The sequence below is a fragment of the Allokutzneria sp. NRRL B-24872 genome (genome assembly GCF_002155965.1).
In the GTDB taxonomy this organism is placed as follows: domain Bacteria; phylum Actinomycetota; class Actinomycetes; order Mycobacteriales; family Pseudonocardiaceae; genus Allokutzneria.
Genome location: NZ_MUMH01000212.1, coordinates 1 through 1,226, shown reverse-complemented (window position 1 = coordinate 1,226; position 1,226 = coordinate 1). Strand labels below are relative to the sequence as shown.

At 69.8% G+C, this 1,226-nt stretch carries 2 pseudogenes; one reads left to right on the top strand and one right to left on the bottom strand.

What is annotated here, in order from left to right:
* Positions 1 to 559 (top strand): annotated as a pseudogene (locus CCN37_RS35765) (tRNA (adenine-N1)-methyltransferase); the annotation flags it as partial.
* A gap of 34 nt (positions 560 to 593) precedes the next feature.
* Here CCN37_RS35765 and CCN37_RS41800 read toward each other — a convergent pair.
* Positions 594 to 1,226: pseudogene (locus CCN37_RS41800) on the bottom strand (hypothetical protein); the annotation flags it as partial.

Below are 1,226 nucleotides of genomic sequence, written 5' to 3'. Positions count from 1 at the left end.
GGTGATCTACCCGAAGGACGCGGCGCAGATCGTCATGTGGGGCGACATCTTCCCCGGGGCGCGGGTGCTGGAGGCCGGGGCCGGATCGGGCGCGCTGACCTGCTCGCTGCTGCGCGCGGTCGGGGAGAAGGGCCAGGTCACCTCCTACGAGGTGCGCGAGGACCACCTGGAGCACGCCGAGCGCAACGTGCAGCGCTTCTTCGGCGAGCACCCGCCGAACTGGGACCTGCACCTGGGCGACGCCGCCGAGTACGCGGGCCCGCAGCTGGACCGCGTGGTGCTGGACATGCTCTCGCCGTGGGACATGCTGCCGATGATCAAGCAGAACCTGGTGCCGGGCGGCGTGCTCACGGTCTACGTCGCCACGACCNNCCGGATCACCGAGGCGCTGCGCGAGCAGACCTGCTGGACCGAGCCGCAGTCCTGGGAGACGCTGATGCGCCCGTGGCACTCGGTTGGCCTGGCGGTGCGGCCGGAGCACCGGATGGTCGCGCACACCGCGTTCCTGCTCACCGCCCGCCTGCTGGCCGACGGCGTGACCGCGCCGAAGCCGCAGCGCCNNGGGGAGGCGCCCTTCGTGGTGTCACGCCCGATCAGCTGGTGGGCATCGGGAACGACGGCATCGAGAAGGACGGCATGGAGAAGGACGGCATCGAGAACGAGGGCATGGAGAACGAGGGCATCGAGGGCCGCGACGCCGACGACCGCGAGCTCGGCGCGGTGGGCACCGGAGGCGGCGTGGGAGCGTTGTTGCCCGAGAAGATGCCGCAGATCTTCCAGTCACCGTTCTCGGTGAGCAGGTCGTAGGTGAAGTCCTTCTTCTCGTCGTCCCTGCCCTCCCTCGACAGCGTCCGTTCGATGACGGCCTTGCCCGTCTCGCCCTCCGCCGTGACGTTCTTGACGACGAACTTCGCGGTCGAAGCCGTGGTGCTGCGCGGCGTGGTGGTGCGGGTGTTGGTCTGCTGGCGCTTCTGCTCGTTCTCGACCGCCTTCAGCACGACCTCCAGGTCCTTGGCGCAGAGGCCCTCGCGGAACTGCTCGATCGGGTACTCGGTGACGTTCTTGCCGAAGCTCTCCGACATCAGCTGCGCGGCGCGCTCGGCGACCGTGGTGGGGCTGGTGCCGGAGAACAGGAAGTACGCGCCGACGGCGCCGCCGGCCAGCACCACGACCGCGATGATGATGCCCACGATCAGGCCGGTCTTCTTCTTCGGGCCGCCGGGCGG